Origin of the sequence: Staphylococcus sp. HMSC34C02 (genome assembly GCF_001838705.1) — a bacterium.
Lineage (GTDB): Bacteria > Bacillota > Bacilli > Staphylococcales > Staphylococcaceae > Staphylococcus > Staphylococcus borealis.
Genome location: NZ_KV838570.1, coordinates 31,207 through 47,218, shown reverse-complemented (window position 1 = coordinate 47,218; position 16,012 = coordinate 31,207). Strand labels below are relative to the sequence as shown.

Here is a 16,012-nt window from a genome sequence, read left to right as displayed (position 1 = left end):
TACACAGCCTTTCTTAAATAATTAATAAAACGATGGCTACACCAGCACCGATGGCAAATGAAGTTAATGCAGCTTCAACGCCTCTAGACATTCCGGCTAACAATTCACCAGCCATTAAATCTCGAATCGCATTACAGATTAATATTCCGGGTACAAGTGGCATTACACTAGAAATGGTAATGATATTCTGATTCGTTGCAATACCGAGCTTAGTAAAGGTGGCTGCAATTGTGATAACGACCGCTGAGGCAACGAATTCTGAAAAGAATTTAATTTGAATAAATCGTTGTACTAAGCTAAACGTTAAAAAAGCGGCCCCACCAGCTATAACAGCAATCCAGCAATCTGAAGCTACACCACCAAACATGAATAAGAAGAATCCACAGGCAATTGCAGCTGCAAAAAAGTTTAATAGAAATGAGTATTGTAACGATGCACGACGTAAATGAATCAATTCAGATTTTGCTTCATCAATGGTTAATTCATTTCTAGAAATTTTTCTAGATAAACTGTTTGTTAGTGCAATTTTCTCTAAATCCGTTGTACGTTCACGAATTCTAATTAGTCTTGTATTCGTGCGGTCATTAAGTGAAAAGATAATGGCTGTTGACGTTACAAAACTATATGTATCATTTAAACCGTAACTATGTGCAATACGGTTCATTGTATCTTCTACACGATACGTTTCTGCACCAGCTTCAAGAAGGATTCTACCAGCTATTAAAACTACATCAATCACCTTATTTTCATCGATAATAGTGATTGAATCTGACATAAACGGCACCTCCAGTACTTTAGATAATTAAATTTAATTTCATAGACAATTTGAAGTGTACAACTTGCACACGCAACTTGCAATAGTACGCTTCGTATTCCTACCACATCTAATCCCTGTTAACATGAAAAATAACGCAACATTAAGATAGATATCATAAAAAAGTCAACATAATGAGATAACCTATATGAATCCTACTTTGATTATCTAATATGTTGACTGCTTTTAGTTTTATAATTTAATGATTGGATTAAACATTACTTGATTACGACCTTCATTTTTAGCAACGTGGACCATATCATCGGCATCTTTAAAGACTTTGCGTTGCGATTTATGATCATCTTGCGTTAAGTAACCTACACCAATAGAGACAGATAATTTAATAACTTCCTTGTTAGGTAAGTGGAATGAAGACTTTTCAACACCAGTTCGTATATTTTCAGCTAATTTAACGCTTTGATCCAATGAATAATCACGGATAACAACTGAAAATTCTTCACCACCATTACGGAAAATCTGGAATTGTTTAGGAACATAATTCTTTAATAGCTGTGACATTTGTTTGAGCACAGCATCTCCAGATTGATGTGAGTACGTATCATTAACATCTTTAAAACCATCGATATCAATTAATAATAAGGCAAGACTTTCTTTTTTCTCTTCGGCGATTTGTGATACATGATTTAAATGTCTATCAAATTCTTTCACATTTCCTAAACCAGTAAGATAGTCATACTTATCTTCATTTTCGTAGCGTGTAACTAATGAAAAGAAGTGCCACATATCAACAAATGTAATTGCTGAAGCAATGGTTAAAACGAATGAAATAGGAACTAAAAATGCGATTTCAGTAAGGTCATATAGTGGGCTGAAGATGGATAAAATAAGTAAAATAATGACACTAATCAAATTTAAAACAACTAAAGCCACAATATCATTTTGTTTCAAGAATGGGCCAACCATACTGACGATGATACCTATTACGATTAGTACTACGCCATAAAGAAGTGAGTTTCCAAATGCAAATACTTCAACTAGGGCAACAATGACTGCTGAAACTAAGGTATAACCCATATTCGTAAAACGACCTAGAAATAATAATGGGACAAACGTTAAATGAACTAAATATTCTTGATGGAATGGAATTGGGTAAGCTGCAAGTAGTAGGGCAACAATAGTCATCAACACCGTGACATAGCCTTTAGAAAAGACCATGATTTTATTTTCGGAATATTGTAGCCGATGGAATAAATATATTCCCGCTACCATAACTGCAATATTGTAAATGATAGATTCAATCATATTGGAATCGACTCCTTTAATTTAACCATTAGTTATTGTAAGTGAAAACTTACCATTTGTCATTAAGTTGTATCAGATATAACAAACAAATTAGATAGAATATATATACTTTCGTATTCAAATGAATAATGAAATGATATGATATAAGTTATAATATCTTTACAAAAAATTTACATTCAATTGAAAATTAAGGATAAACATAGAGAAATAGGGTAAAATAGTTGGAGTTTACTGAACATTATGATGATGTGTCAGTAATTTACAACTATAGTCCAATACAAAAATGAATTAAAAGTTGTTTAAATAGAATGAATAGATAACTAGCAAATATGACAAATTAAAAAGAGATTTATTGAAGGTGAACTGATGTATACTTTACTACTTATTGCTGTGACATTGGTAATCAGTTTAATATTAACACCTATTATTATAAAGGTCTCTATTAAATTCGATTTAGTAGATAGGCCAAATTTCAGAAAAGTACATACAAAGCCAGTCTCAGTATTGGGTGGTACTGTTATACTACTTTCTTTCTTAATAGGAATTTGGCTTGGCCATCCTATTGAAAGAGAAGTTAAGCCCTTAGTTTTAGGGGCTATTGTAATGTATTTAGTAGGATTAATTGATGATATTTATGATTTAAAGCCTATTTTAAAGTTAATTGGACAAATTGTCGCCGCTTCAATCGTTGCATTTTATGGTATTACGATTGATTTCATATCTTTTCCGATGGGGCCAACAATTCATTTTGGAATATTGAGTATCCCCATTACAATTATTTGGATTGTGGCGATTACGAATGCCATTAATTTAATTGATGGATTAGACGGATTAGCTTCAGGCGTATCCGCAATTGGTCTTATTACGATTGCGTTTATTGCAATTTTACAAGCGAATGTATTCATTATCATGATTTGTAGTGTGTTAATAGGTTCATTATTAGGATTTTTATGCTTTAACTTTCACCCTGCTAAGATCTTTTTAGGTGATAGTGGTGCGCTATTGATTGGGTTTATTATTGGTTTTCTATCGTTGCTTGGCTTTAAAAACATTACATTCATTTCGCTATTTTTCCCAATTGTAATTTTAGCGGTACCATTTATCGATACATTGTTTGCAATGATTCGAAGAATGCGTAATGGCCAACACATTATGCAAGCGGATAAGTCTCATTTGCACCATAAACTTCTAGCATTGGGATACAGCCATAGACAAACGGTATTGTTAATCTATTCAATAGCGATATTATTTAGTTTATCAAGTATTATTTTATACTTGTCACAACCTCTAGGTGTACTCCTAATGTTCATATTAATCGTGATTACAATTGAATTGATTGTTGAATTTACGGGATTGATTGATGATAGTTATCGCCCGATACTCAATTTAATTACAAAGAAGAATGAATCACATCATGTCAATAATGACATTGATGAACATCATAAAAAATAAAACCTTGTTTGTGAGGCTACTTAAATGATTAGGTAGTGTTACACAAACAAGGTTTTTATTAATTTGTAGGTATATCAAAGGGTAACTTTTTAACGTCTGCTTCATGCAATTCAAAATTACCAGCTGTGTGCTTATTCAAAAATGCAATAAAATCATCATATTCCGTTTGTACGACATCAATTTGATAACTGACTTTATCGGTATACGTAGTATCTCTTAAAAAATACGTTGTAGAGGCTAATTCATATTCAAACTTTCCAGTTAAATCATAATTAATGGTCACGGTAGTGGGGATGGCATCGCGCAATTCTACGCGTCCAATATCATAAATTACATCCCTTACGGCACCACTATATGCACGAATAAGGCCACCGCCACCAAGTTTAATGCCTCCGAAGTATCGTGTAACGACAACACAAACATTATGGACGTCTAATTTTTTTAATATTTCTAGCATTGGTACACCAGCAGTCCCACTTGGTTCGCCATCATCATTTGCTTTCTGAATGTTCATTTGATCGCCAACTGTATAAGCTGAACAGTTATGCGTAGCTTCTTTATGTTGTTGTTTAACCTCATTTATAAAAGCTTTCGCTTCATCCTCCGATGAGACAGGTTTTATATGTGCAATGAATCTAGATTTATTAATGACATTTTCAATGATATGTTCCTGTTTGATTGTAATAATAGGATCGTTCAAAGTTGTTCACCTCCAATAAAAAGAACAGATGTTTAACTTTCATTATACACGCTAATTTTTAAATGAATAAATATCTGATTATGAATTTCTTTTTCAATAAAAATAATTTATAATAACTTTGAGTATAATTGAGGAGGACTACTATGAAAATCGCAGTAATGGCAGATTCAACAGGGTATCTACCACAAGACTTTATGGACAAGTATGAGATACCTATCGCACCATTAAGTGTCGCATTTGATGATGGAGAAACGTTTACTGAGAATGATAATGTACCGATTGAACATTTTTATAATAAAATGGCCTCATCTAAGACGTTCCCTACAACAAGCCAACCGGCTATTGGAGAATGGATTGAGAACTATGAGAAATTAAGAGATAAAGGTTACACAGATATTATTGTGATTACTTTATCAAGTGGTATAAGTGGTAGTTATCAATCGGCAACGCAAGCTGGAGAAATGGTAGAAGGTGTCAATGTTCATACGTTTGATACTAAATTAGCAGCGATGATTGAAGGAAGTTATACAATATACGCGAAAGAACTTATTGACAAAGGATTTACGCCAGAAGTAATTATCGAAGAATTAGAAGAAATCCGTGAGCAAACAGGTGCTTACTTTATTGTTGATGATCTTAAGAATCTACAAAAAAGTGGACGTATCACTGGTGCGCAAGCGTGGGTTGGAACATTATTGAAAATGAAACCTGTACTATGTTTTGAAAAGGATGGCAAAATTCATCCATTTGAAAAAGTACGTACAAAAAAACGTGCATTTAATACATTAGAAGATAATATCTTTGAAATTATTCAAGACATCGACGACGTGACTGTCTTTGTAATCAATGGTGACAAAATTGATGAAGGCAAAGACTTTTATAACCATTTAAAAGAGACGTATCCAAACATCAATGTGCAATATTCAGAATTTGGACCAGTTATTGCATCTCATCTAGGGTCAGGTGGATTAGGTTTAGGATACTTCCCAAGAAAAATCGAAATTAATTAATAACAATTCAAGTCTAAAAGTGTTGAGTAAATAAGGATTAAGACAATGAGCATTGATGTGCATTGGTGGTAGCAAGATTACGGCATACCGCCAGAAGCTTAAGATAGAATTCCTTTGTTGAAAGGTATTTCAGAAATGGAAATCAGCAAACAAAGCATGTGGGGGGTTCTATTTTAATTAAACGCGTCATGTCTTATATCCGAATTCTAAATGCTTTTAGGCTTTTTTATATGAAATAAGGAGTGATAGTCAATCAAATCATATGGAAAATTAGTAGGCCCTGACGTTACGTTGACTGATGAAACAGTCATCAAAGTCACGCCTGGTATAATCGCTACAAACAATGGGTATTGCTGTCTTCAATGTGGTAATACTAATATCCATGATATGTGCGAATATGAAACATCTTTTTCAGACAAGCGTATTATATACTGTAGGTATTGCATACAGTTAGGCCGTATGGACAATATTACAGAATTTAGAATTACGCAAAGTGAGCATACGATTTCTGATGGATATTATGAGTTACCCTTTCAACTATCAGAACAACAACAATATGCGTCAAATGCGATTGTACAAGCAATTAATCAGCACCAACCTTTATTATTGTATGCTGTTACTGGCGCTGGGAAGACTGAAATGATGTTTGAAGGCATTCGTGTGGCGCGTCAACGTGGTTATAACATTGCTATAGTATCTCCAAGAGTAGATGTTGTAGTGGAAATTAGTTTACGTATTAAAGCGGCATTTATTTCAGAAAAAATTGACGTCTTACATCAAAGTAGTCAACAGCACTATAATGGTCATTTCATTATTGCAACAGTCCATCAATTGTTTAGATTCAAATCCCATTTCGATGTTATCTTTATCGATGAAGTTGACGCATTTCCCTTATCTATGGATCCGCACTTAATGAATGCAATCCAACTGTCATCCAAACAAAAGCATAGCCACATTTTTATGACGGCAACCCCTCCTAAATCCCTAATCAAGCGTTTATCAACTGCGCAAATCATCACTTTACCAGCACGTTTTCATAAACACCTACTACCCGTGCCTAGGTTCTCATATTTCAAATTGAACGTTAAACATATACAGTTTAAATTAAAGAAAATGTTAATCAATCAAATCAATGCAAACCGCTATACATTAGTATTCTTTAATAATATTGAATTAATGACAGAAACATATAAACGCTATCGCTATTATTTTCCGGATTTAATATGTGTTTCAAGTAAAGATGCGTTACGATTTGATAAAGTTCAGGCACTTCGAAATGGTGAACATACCATTGTTTTTACTACAACAATTTTAGAAAGAGGATTCACTATGGCGACATTAGATGTCATTGTTATCAATGCACATACTTTTGAACAGGCTGCCCTCATACAAATTGCTGGACGTGTGGGACGTAAACAGGAAGCGCCCACTGGAAACGTGGTATTTATGCATGAAGGTGTGAGCATCGCTATGATACAAGCAAAAAGAGAAATTAAAAAAATGAATCGACTAGGTATCCAACGTGGGTGGGTGAATGCCTAAGTGTATACAGTGTGGTGTACATCTAGATGAACCACTAAGTGTATTCAACTTCTATCGTGTACCTCAACGCTTATGTCAGGCATGTCTACAAATGTGGGAGAGCGTACGATTAATTAAAGATGAGCAACGTTGTCCTAAGTGTTTAAATGACAATAACAATAAAGAAGGCAAATGTTTGGATTGTCAATTTTTAGCTAAGAATTTTACATTAATGGATCAACTTTATTGCGATTATCAATATACTGGCATAATGAAAGACATCATACACCAATACAAGCTTATGAGAGATTATTATTTAGCTGAGGTTTTAGCGTCACAACTTCAATTACCACAGACAACGTATGATCTAATTGTTCCTATACCATCACCATTAGCACGTGATAAACTAAGGACTTTTAATCCAGTTGCAACAGTGCTAGAAAAGATGGACGTCAACTATGTAGATATATTAGGGACTGAATTGCGTCCTAAACAATCAAAACTAGGTAAGGTAGAACGAGCAAAAGCGATGAATCCTTTCTTTATAAAAGAGGATATAGATTTAACGGGTAAAGAAATTTTACTCGTTGATGATATTTATACAACAGGATTAACAATTCATCACGCAGGGTGTAAATTATATGACAAAAATGTCAGAAAATTCAAAGTGTTTACGTTTTCAAGATAGGTTAAACGTGGTATTATAATAGTAAGAATTACCAACATAAGAGGTTAAAGGAGAGATAGCTATGATTAGATTTGAAATTCATGGAGATAACCTCACTATTACAGATGCCATCCGCAACTATATTGAGGACAAAATTGGTAAACTTGAACGTTATTTTAATGATGTGCCAAATGCAGTCGCACATGTTAAAGTGAAAACGTATCAAAATTCAACAACTAAAATTGAAGTAACAATTCCATTGAAGAATGTTACATTAAGAGCTGAAGAAAGACACGATGATTTATATGCAGGCATTGATTTAGTGACAAGCAAATTAGAGCGTCAAGTTCGTAAATATAAAACACGTGTTAATCGTAAGCATAAAACGCATGGAGAACCAGAAGCGTTTGTAGCAGAAGTTCAAGAGGCACCACCAGAAACGAATGGTGAGGCTAATGCAGAAGCTACAAATGATAGCGATATTGAAATCATCCGTTCTAAACAATTTAGCTTAAAACCAATGGATTCTGAAGAAGCTGTATTACAAATGGAATTATTAGGTCATGATTTCTACATCTTCACTGATCGTGATACAGATGGTACAAGCATTGTTTATAAACGTAAAGATGGTAAATATGGATTAATTGAAACAACTGAATAATTGGTTTTTACTCAGTTGATTAACTTTAAGTTACTATAAATTCAATAACATTATAAAATTTACAATCTAGGTTTGTAGTCATTGGTTGGTTAAAAATGTGACCATAAAATGAGCTATTTAGCTTTAGTCATTGTGATAAGGGTGGGACAGTGAATTCGATAAGGATTCTGTTCCACTCTTTTTGTAACTTATATTATAGTAATTCGTGGACGCTATTATCATGCTGTGCTAATGTAATGAAGTAATTGGATATTTGAAAAATTAGGCTTAGCGATTCAAAATAGAGGGAATAGAAAGTAAGTTATTTAAGTTGTACGCAATTAAGCATTGTGCTTATATGAGTATTTAAGTATAAATTTAAAAGTATAAATGATATGATAAATTGTTGTAAGCCAAACAGTTTTTAAGCTAAAGGAGCGGACGTAATGGGATTTTTATCAAAAATTGTTGACGGCAATAAAAAAGAAACTAAACGTCTAAGTAAAATAGCCGATGAAGTACTTTCACTAGAGGAAGATATGGCTATCTTAACTGATGAAGAAATTAAAAATAAAACAAAACAATTTCAACAAGAACTACAAGAAATTGAAGATGTAAAAAAACAAAATGACTATTTAGATAAAATTTTACCACAAGCCTATGCCTTAGTAAGAGAAGGGGCAAAACGTGTCTTCAATATGACGCCTTATAAAGTACAAGTAATGGGTGGTATCGCAATTCATAAAGGCGATATTGCCGAAATGAGAACAGGTGAAGGTAAAACATTAACGGCTACGATGCCTACCTATTTAAACGCACTTGCAGGTCGAGGTGTACACGTTATCACAGTTAATGAATACTTATCTAGTGTTCAAAGTGAGGAAATGGCAGAGCTATATGAATTTTTAGGTTTAACAGTTGGATTGAACTTAAACAGTAAGTCAACGGTTGAAAAGCGTGAGGCCTACGCACAAGATATTACGTATAGTACGAATAACGAGCTAGGATTTGACTATCTAAGAGATAATATGGTGAATTATGCCGAAGAGCGCGTAATGAGACCTTTACATTTTGCGATTATTGATGAGGTTGACTCGATCTTAATCGATGAAGCTAGAACACCTTTAATTATTTCTGGTGAAGCGGAAAAATCAACATCACTTTACACGCAAGCTAATGTGTTCGCTAAAATGCTTAAAGCAGAAGATGATTATAAATACGATGAAAAAACAAAAGCAGTTCATTTAACTGAACAAGGTGCAGACAAAGCAGAGCGCATGTTCAAAATAGAAAATTTATATGACGTGCAAAATGTGGAAGTTATTAGTCACATTAATACAGCTTTAAAAGCACACGTAACACTACAACGTGATGTAGATTACATGGTTGTCGATGGAGAAGTACTTATTGTTGACCAATTTACAGGACGTACGATGCCTGGTCGTCGATTCTCAGAAGGTCTTCACCAAGCTATTGAGGCCAAAGAAGGCGTTAAAATTCAAAATGAATCTAAAACAATGGCATCTATTACTTTCCAAAACTATTTCCGTATGTACAATAAGTTAGCGGGTATGACTGGTACTGCGAAAACAGAGGAAGAAGAATTCCGTAATATTTACAATATGACGGTTACTCAAATCCCTACGAATAAACCTGTTCAACGTGACGATAAATCAGATTTAATTTACATTAGCCAAAAAGGCAAATTTGATGCAGTTGTTGAAGATGTTGTTGAAAAACATAAACAGGGCCAACCCGTTCTTTTAGGTACTGTTGCAGTTGAAACAAGTGAATATATCTCTAATTTATTAAAAAAACGTGGCATTAGACATGATGTATTAAACGCCAAAAACCATGAACGTGAAGCTGAAATTGTTGCCAATGCAGGACAAAAAGGTGCTGTAACAATAGCGACAAACATGGCTGGTCGTGGTACCGATATTAAATTAGGTGAAGGTGTAGAAGAAATTGGCGGTTTAGCTGTTATTGGTACTGAACGTCATGAATCTAGACGTATTGATGACCAATTACGTGGTCGTTCTGGCCGTCAAGGTGATAGAGGGGATAGTCGTTTCTATCTATCACTTCAAGATGAATTGATGGTTCGTTTTGGTTCTGAAAGACTTCAAAAAATGATGAACCGATTAGGTATGGATGACTCAACACCTATTGAATCTAAAATGGTATCACGTGCTGTTGAATCAGCTCAAAAACGTGTTGAAGGTAATAACTTTGACGCACGTAAACGTATACTTGAATATGACGAAGTGTTACGTAAACAACGTGAAATTATTTATAACGAAAGAAACAATATTATCGATTCTGAAGATAGCTCACAATTAGTTAATGCTATGTTACGTTCAACATTACAGCGTGGTGTGAACTATCACATTAGTGAAGAAGATGACAATCCGGACTATGCACCATTTATTAACTATGTTAATGATGTCTTTTTACAAGAAGGCGATCTTAAAGAAGAAGAAATTAATGGCAAAGATCCTGAAGATATCTTCGAAGTGGTTTGGGCTAAAATCGAAAATGTTTATGAAAGTCAAAAAGCAAAAATCGGTGGTCAGATGGCAGAATTTGAGCGTATGATATTATTACGTTCAATCGATACGCATTGGACGGATCATATTGATACAATGGACCAATTACGTCAAGGTATCCATTTACGTTCATATGCACAACAAAATCCACTTCGTGATTACCAAAATGAAGGTCATGAACTATTTGACATGATGATGCAAAATATTGAAGAAGATACATCTAAATTCATTCTTAAATCAGTAATTCAAGTTGATGAAGATATAGAACGAGAAAAAACAACTGACTTTGGAAAAGCACAACATGTCTCTGCTGAGGATGGCAAAGAAAAAGCTAAGAAACAGCCAATTGTTAAAGGTGATAAAGTTGGCCGTAACGACCCATGTCCATGTGGTAGTGGTAAGAAATATAAAAATTGCCACGGTAAAGAAGAATAGCTTTAATTTTTAATAATAAGTGGGAGTTGTGGAACTGAATCTACGCTCCTACTTTTTACATATCCATTTAAAAAGTGCAAAGGACAAAGAATAGGAGAGATAAAAATGGAATTATCTGAAATTAAGCGAAATATAGATGAATATCGTCAGAACTTAACGCAAATTAGGGGGTCTCTTTGACTTAGAAAATAAAGAGACAAATATACAAGAATATGAAGAAATGATGACTGAACCTGATTTTTGGGATGATCAAAATAAAGCACAAGACATTATTGATAAAAATAATGCATTAAAATCAGTTGTAAATGGTTACCATGAATTAGATGAAGAAGTTGAAGATATGACTGCAACTTGGGAATTGTTGCAAGAAGAGTTAGATGACGATGTAAAAGATGATTTAGAACAGAATGTACACGACTTCAAAGAGAAAGTTGATCAATTTGAACTACAATTATTATTAGATGGGCCACATGATGCTAATAATGCAATTTTAGAATTACACCCAGGTGCTGGGGGTACTGAATCTCAAGACTGGGCTAGTATGTTACTGCGTATGTATCAGCGTTACGGTGAACAACAAGGGTTCAAAGTTGAAACCGTAGATTATTTACCGGGTGATGAAGCTGGTGTGAAAAGCGTAACGCTATTAATTAAAGGTCACAATGCATACGGTTACTTGAAAGCAGAAAAAGGTGTTCATAGATTAGTTAGAATTTCACCTTTTGATTCATCAGGACGCCGTCATACATCTTTTGCATCATGTGATGTCATTCCAGAATTCAATAATGATGAAATCGAAATTGAAATCAATCCTGATGATATTACTGTAGATACATTTAGAGCGTCTGGTGCTGGGGGTCAGCATATCAATAAAACTGAATCTGCCATCCGAATTACCCATCATCCCACAGGCATTGTAGTCAATAACCAAAACGAACGTTCACAAATAAAAAACCGTGAAGCAGCTATGAAAATGTTGAAAGCTAAATTATACCAATTAAAATTGGAAGAACAAGAACGTGAAATGGCTGAAATACGTGGTGAACAAAAAGAGATTGGATGGGGAAGTCAAATTCGTTCGTATGTATTCCATCCGTATTCTATGGTGAAAGACCATCGAACTAATGAAGAAACTGGTAAAGTTGATGCTGTTATGGATGGAGAAATTCAACCATTTATTGAAGCATACTTAAGACAAGCAATGAATCATAGCGATAATTAATAAAATTGAATGATAGATTAGGGAGCGGGACAAAAATATAATTTTTTCAAAATTTATATCGTTGTTCCGCTCTTAGCTTGCTTAACTTGTAGAATTTCTTGATGAAATACTCAGTACTGGGGTCCCGACCCCAGCTTGCTTAGCTTGTAGAATTTCTTGATGAAATTCTCTTTGTTGGGGCCCCGCCCGCAAGGATGACTAGAACTGAGAAAAGCTTGCTTTAAGCGCATTTTCAGTTCAGTAAGCTACTGCGAATCATCATATTATTTATGTCCCAGGCTCAAATTATTTATAAAACATAAATAGTAGCTAAATAAATGTAAAATGTAATATTAATTATTACTAGAGTACGTCTTTTTACATGTTCTTGAAGTCCTTTTTAACCTTTATATTACAAGCCGATAACATTGAACACACACGAAATGCGGTGTGCTAGAGTATAAATTAAGAATAATATAAAACGACAAAGGAATGACAGCATGATAAATAAGACGCTTACAGTAACATTTACTTCAATTGCGGCTTTAGCAGGTTTAAGTGGTTTAGCTAATGCGCAAGAAACGACACATACAACTTCAACACATACAACATCACACCAAGCAAATGCTTATGATGGCCAAGTGGCACAAGAAACAAACTTAGGGTTAACAGATAAAGATATCGTTAAAGTTAAAGCTGGCGATACGTTATATCAAATTGCTTTATCACATCATTTATCGTTAGAACAACTCTATAGCCTTAATCCAGGTGTAACGTCATTAATTTATCCAGGTGATTTAATAGCGGTAAGTGACAAAGGTGCAGCAAAATTAGAAAATAAAGAGATTAATTATGCACAAACGTATACAGAAACAACAGGCTATAATCAAGCAGATGTAGTAGCTCAATCAGTAAGTGCTAGCACAACAAATGTGTCTAGTTACAATGTTGTACCTACAAGTGCACCTGCGCCTACAACGAATGACACATACCAATCATCAGTAAATTCACCAGTATCATATCAACATATTACAACTGCCAATCAAGGTAACCGTTATAGTTACGGAAATTGTACATACTATGCATTTGATCGTCGCCAACAATTAGGGCGCGCAATTGGAAGTTATTGGGGTAACGCAAATAACTGGGCATACTCAGCGAAAAATGCTGGATTAACAGTAGATAATCGTCCTGAAGTAGGTGCAATTTTCCAAACAACTGCAGGTTATTATGGTCATGTAGGTGTTGTGGAACATGTGAATCAAGATGGTTCGGTATATGTTTCAGAAATGAACTGGAACGGACACTATAACCATGTCACTAATAGAACAATTACCAATACTTCAAGTTATAACTTTATTCACTAATAAATATGTTTAGATACTATTTTTAATATATTCAGTCGTCAGAGTTCAATGGCTATGTGATTTAGCATAGTCATTGAACTCTTTATTTTATAAGTAATGTCATTTCCTAGAAAATAATAGAACGATTAAATGAATGAACGAGGTATAGGAAACCAATTTAATCTTTAATTAAAATACTTATCACAATACATTTCTATGTAACTAGTATATATTGGATAATAAAAGAAAATGAAATAATTGTTATGTATTGAAGTACGCTTAGTGTAAGCGACTATTTTAATAATTGATTTGCGATTTTTTACGCATAATCGTAATTTCAAAATAAAATAATAAGGTGGAATTAATGGTGAGAAAAGTCATTTTAATTACAGGAGCAACGAGTGGTATTGGTTATAAAACGGCTGAATATCTAGCAGCACAGGGTAATATCGTTTATGGCGCTGGTCGTAGAATAGAAAGCCTTGAAAATTTAAAACAAGTAACCCCTTTAAAATTAGATTTAACAAATGAAGCATCGATGAAAACGGCCATCGATACAATCATCGCAAACGAAGGAAGAATTGATGTTCTCGTAAATAATGCCGGTTATGGTTCATATGGTGCAATCGAAGACGTCACAATTGAAGAAGCGAAACAGCAATTTGAAGTAAATCTATTTGGTTTAGCACGTATTACACAGCTTGTTTTACCACATATGAGAGCGCAACAGTCAGGACATATCATTAACATTTCATCGATGGGTGGACGACTTACAACATATTTTGGCGCTTGGTATCATGCTACGAAATATGCATTAGAAGCTTTTAGCGATGCTTTACGAATGGAAGTCGAAGCATTCGGGATAGAAGTATCTATTATTGAACCAGGTGGGATTAAAACAGATTGGGGTATCATCGCCGCTGATAAATTAGCTGATTCTGCAAAAGGCGGTGCCTATGAAGCTACTGCGATGAAAGTGGCTGAAAGTATGAAGAAGCAATATCATTCTAATTTGCTTTCAAATCCAATGGTCGTTACAAAAGCGATTTCAAAAGCCATAGATAGTAATAAACCGAAACCACGTTATCTAATAGGCTTTGCAGCTAAACCCCTTGTGTTTTTACATGCTATATTGCTAACCAAAGTATTCGATAAAATGATGAAAGCCTCAAATTCAATTTAAAACACCACAATATAACCATTTGATAAATTGTATACATAAGGCACCTCGATCGTTCATTTAAGCGTGAACAATACTGAGGCGTCTTATTTTTATACTATTTTAACCTTCTACAATGTATAAAGAATTGACACTTCTCATAGAAATGTTGATTGATATAATAAATGTAAGTATAATCTTTATTTAATAAAGCATGGAGGTAAGGTAATATGGGTGTTCATCAATACTTTAAAAGACTTTCAGATTTAGAAAAATTAATTCGTTTACCAGGTAAATTTAAATACTTTGAACATAACGTTGCTGCGCACTCTTTCAAAGTCACTAAGATTGCCCAATATTTAGCAACTGTAGAAGAATATCATGGGAATACCATTGATTGGAAAAGTTTATATGAAAAAGCATTGAATCATGATTTTGCGGAAGTGTTTACTGGAGATATCAAAACACCAGTTAAGTATGCTAAAACAGAATTGAAAATGTTATTTTCACAAGTTGAACAAGATATGGTGGACACGTTTATTAATGAAGAAATACCTGAACCTTACAAAGATATTTATCGAAAACGACTTCAAGAGGGTAAAGATGATTCACTAGAAGGTCAAATTTTATCTGTGGCCGACAAGATTGATTTACTATATGAAACGTTCGGAGAAATTCAAAAACGTAATCCTGAAGACTTATTCTTTGAAATTTATGAAAATAGTTTAGAAACAATTATGCAATTTGATCATTTAAGTTCTGTTCATGACTTTATTGAAAATGTAATACCAGAAATGTTGACAGAGAATTTCATTCCTCGTGCAGAATTGCGAGAAACTACAATGGCGATTTTAAATCGAAGAAATGGGTGAGTTGAATGATTTGGTACGCGCTAGCTGCATTTTTTCCATGTGTACTAGTTGTGTTGTTTAGTGTCATAACACGAAGCAAGTGGGTTGGTGTGATTGTTACACTTATTTTGATAGCAGCTTCTATTTATAAAGGTTTCTTTCATAATGAGTGGATTATTTTTATTGATGTCGTTTCTTTATTAGCTGGATACGTCATCATAGATAATCTTGAATTTCATAAGCATCAAGAATAAACATTATGAAACAGAACTTTTGAATGTAAAAGTCAGTTGATTTATAGTGTAAATACACAATATGTACATTGAAGCGTAAAGACAATAAATATATATAAGTGCGTGGCATCAATAGATGAGATATGAATAAATCACATACATGAGTGGAAT

Annotated in this window: 14 protein-coding genes; 11 read left to right on the top strand and 3 right to left on the bottom strand. The window is 33.9% G+C overall.

Annotated features, from left to right (window positions below; genetic code table 11):
• Positions 1–13 precede the first annotated feature (13 nt).
• Both HMPREF3239_RS04410 and HMPREF3239_RS04405 read right to left on the bottom strand, forming a co-directional pair.
• Positions 14–775, bottom strand: a complete 762-nt coding sequence (locus tag HMPREF3239_RS04410) for a threonine/serine exporter family protein (RefSeq protein ID WP_053029932.1) — start codon at positions 773–775, stop codon at positions 14–16.
• Positions 776–1,006: 231 nt separating this feature from the next.
• Positions 1,007–2,077 carry a GGDEF domain-containing protein GdpS gene (locus HMPREF3239_RS04405; protein ID WP_053029931.1) on the bottom strand — a complete coding sequence of 357 codons (1,071 nt, stop codon included), beginning with the start codon at positions 2,075–2,077 and terminating at the stop codon, positions 1,007–1,009.
• 366 nt (positions 2,078–2,443) lie between these two features.
• Between HMPREF3239_RS04405 and HMPREF3239_RS04400 the strand changes: the two genes are divergently transcribed.
• Positions 2,444–3,529: a glycosyltransferase family 4 protein gene (locus HMPREF3239_RS04400; protein ID WP_070854850.1), complete on the top strand. Its 1,086-nt coding sequence runs from the start codon at positions 2,444–2,446 to the stop codon at positions 3,527–3,529.
• Between the two features lie 58 nt (positions 3,530–3,587).
• On the opposite strand, the gene HMPREF3239_RS04395 is transcribed toward HMPREF3239_RS04400, so the two are convergent.
• Complete coding sequence (locus tag HMPREF3239_RS04395; protein ID WP_070854849.1) at positions 3,588–4,229, bottom strand: YigZ family protein; 642 nt, start codon at positions 4,227–4,229, stop codon at positions 3,588–3,590.
• 143 nt (positions 4,230–4,372) lie between these two features.
• Between HMPREF3239_RS04395 and fakB1 the strand changes: the two genes are divergently transcribed.
• The 10 genes from fakB1 (at position 4,373) to HMPREF3239_RS04345 (ending at position 15,862) form a co-directional block, all read left to right on the top strand.
• On the top strand, positions 4,373–5,239 hold the full coding sequence (fakB1, locus tag HMPREF3239_RS04390) for a fatty acid kinase binding subunit FakB1 (protein WP_070854848.1): 867 nt from the start codon (positions 4,373–4,375) through the stop codon (positions 5,237–5,239).
• 459 nt (positions 5,240–5,698) lie between these two features.
• Positions 5,699–6,781 carry a DEAD/DEAH box helicase family protein gene (locus HMPREF3239_RS04385; protein ID WP_070854847.1) on the top strand — a complete coding sequence of 361 codons (1,083 nt, stop codon included), beginning with the start codon at positions 5,699–5,701 and terminating at the stop codon, positions 6,779–6,781.
• Positions 6,774–7,448 (top strand): ComF family protein, encoded by a 675-nt coding sequence (locus HMPREF3239_RS04380; RefSeq protein ID WP_053029926.1) that lies wholly within the window; start codon positions 6,774–6,776, stop codon positions 7,446–7,448. The genes HMPREF3239_RS04385 and HMPREF3239_RS04380 overlap by 8 nt, the downstream gene beginning before the upstream one ends.
• Before the next feature lie 61 nt (positions 7,449–7,509).
• A complete protein-coding gene (gene hpf, locus HMPREF3239_RS04375; RefSeq protein WP_070854846.1) occupies positions 7,510–8,088 on the top strand; it encodes a ribosome hibernation-promoting factor, HPF/YfiA family in 579 nt (192 codons plus the stop codon).
• 425 nt (positions 8,089–8,513) lie between these two features.
• Positions 8,514–11,051: a preprotein translocase subunit SecA gene (gene secA, locus HMPREF3239_RS04370; protein WP_053029924.1), complete on the top strand. Its 2,538-nt coding sequence runs from the start codon at positions 8,514–8,516 to the stop codon at positions 11,049–11,051.
• Between the two features lie 105 nt (positions 11,052–11,156).
• A protein-coding gene (prfB, locus tag HMPREF3239_RS04365; RefSeq protein ID WP_176747945.1) for a peptide chain release factor 2 occupies positions 11,157–12,273 on the top strand; the annotation gives its coding sequence in 2 pieces (ribosomal slippage) (positions 11,157–11,228 and positions 11,230–12,273; 1,116 coding nt in all).
• Between the two features lie 482 nt (positions 12,274–12,755).
• The gene (locus tag HMPREF3239_RS04360; protein ID WP_176747946.1) at positions 12,756–13,619 is read left to right on the top strand and encodes a COG3942 and LysM peptidoglycan-binding domain-containing protein; all 864 of its coding nucleotides are present in this window, start codon (positions 12,756–12,758) and stop codon (positions 13,617–13,619) included.
• 343 nt (positions 13,620–13,962) lie between these two features.
• Positions 13,963–14,781 carry an oxidoreductase gene (locus tag HMPREF3239_RS04355; RefSeq protein ID WP_070854844.1) on the top strand — a complete coding sequence of 273 codons (819 nt, stop codon included), beginning with the start codon at positions 13,963–13,965 and terminating at the stop codon, positions 14,779–14,781.
• A gap of 206 nt (positions 14,782–14,987) precedes the next feature.
• Positions 14,988–15,629, top strand: a complete 642-nt coding sequence (locus HMPREF3239_RS04350; RefSeq protein WP_070854843.1) for a YfbR-like 5'-deoxynucleotidase — start codon at positions 14,988–14,990, stop codon at positions 15,627–15,629.
• 5 nt (positions 15,630–15,634) lie between these two features.
• Positions 15,635–15,862: a CsbA family protein gene (locus tag HMPREF3239_RS04345; RefSeq protein ID WP_053029921.1), complete on the top strand. Its 228-nt coding sequence runs from the start codon at positions 15,635–15,637 to the stop codon at positions 15,860–15,862.
• The last annotated feature ends 150 nt before the right edge of the window (positions 15,863–16,012 follow it).

What these genes read in the sequence shown, in the direction of transcription:
- HMPREF3239_RS04410 (WP_053029932.1), bottom strand. Translation starts at nt 775, where the DNA reads ATGTCAGATTCAATCACTATTATCGATGAAAATAAGGTGATTGATGTA.
- HMPREF3239_RS04405 (WP_053029931.1), bottom strand. Translation starts at nt 2,077, where the DNA reads ATGATTGAATCTATCATTTACAATATTGCAGTTATGGTAGCGGGAATA.
- HMPREF3239_RS04400 (WP_070854850.1), top strand. Translation starts at nt 2,444, where the DNA reads ATGTATACTTTACTACTTATTGCTGTGACATTGGTAATCAGTTTAATA.
- fakB1 (WP_070854848.1), top strand. Translation starts at nt 4,373, where the DNA reads ATGAAAATCGCAGTAATGGCAGATTCAACAGGGTATCTACCACAAGAC.
- HMPREF3239_RS04385 (WP_070854847.1), top strand. Translation starts at nt 5,699, where the DNA reads ATGGACAATATTACAGAATTTAGAATTACGCAAAGTGAGCATACGATT.
- HMPREF3239_RS04380 (WP_053029926.1), top strand. Translation starts at nt 6,774, where the DNA reads ATGCCTAAGTGTATACAGTGTGGTGTACATCTAGATGAACCACTAAGT.
- hpf (WP_070854846.1), top strand. Translation starts at nt 7,510, where the DNA reads ATGATTAGATTTGAAATTCATGGAGATAACCTCACTATTACAGATGCC.
- secA (WP_053029924.1), top strand. Translation starts at nt 8,514, where the DNA reads ATGGGATTTTTATCAAAAATTGTTGACGGCAATAAAAAAGAAACTAAA.
- HMPREF3239_RS04355 (WP_070854844.1), top strand. Translation starts at nt 13,963, where the DNA reads ATGGTGAGAAAAGTCATTTTAATTACAGGAGCAACGAGTGGTATTGGT.
- HMPREF3239_RS04350 (WP_070854843.1), top strand. Translation starts at nt 14,988, where the DNA reads ATGGGTGTTCATCAATACTTTAAAAGACTTTCAGATTTAGAAAAATTA.
- HMPREF3239_RS04345 (WP_053029921.1), top strand. Translation starts at nt 15,635, where the DNA reads ATGATTTGGTACGCGCTAGCTGCATTTTTTCCATGTGTACTAGTTGTG.